The sequence below is a fragment of the Pseudonocardia sp. SID8383 genome, assembly GCF_009864975.1.
GTDB lineage: Bacteria > Actinomycetota > Actinomycetes > Mycobacteriales > Pseudonocardiaceae > Pseudonocardia > Pseudonocardia alni.
On record NZ_WWFY01001073.1, the window covers coordinates 1 to 234 of the forward strand.

At 77.8% G+C, this 234-nt stretch carries 1 protein-coding gene; it reads right to left on the reverse strand.

Features of this window, described 5'->3' with window-relative positions:
- Positions 1-193, reverse strand: a 193-nt coding sequence (locus tag GTW08_RS25730) for a hypothetical protein (RefSeq protein WP_202417692.1), incomplete at its 3' end; no start/stop codon positions are given.
- Positions 194-234 lie beyond the last annotated feature (41 nt).

Sequence of the window (234 nt, forward strand, 5' to 3'; positions counted from 1 at the left end):
CGGCGCCCTCCGGCATGCCGGAGGTGGCGGCGCCGAGCGGTCCGGGGTCGGTCGCGTCGGGACCGGTGGCCGTCGCGGCGACCGGCACCCGGTCGGTCACCGCGGCGTCGTCAGCCCCGACGGCCTCCGTCGAGGCGTCGTGGACGTCGGTCCCGGTCGGTGCCGTACCGGTCGTGCTCGCGTTGTTCTCCATGGCTCCAGGCTGTCGCCCCGGCGAGCGCCGGGACTCGGGAC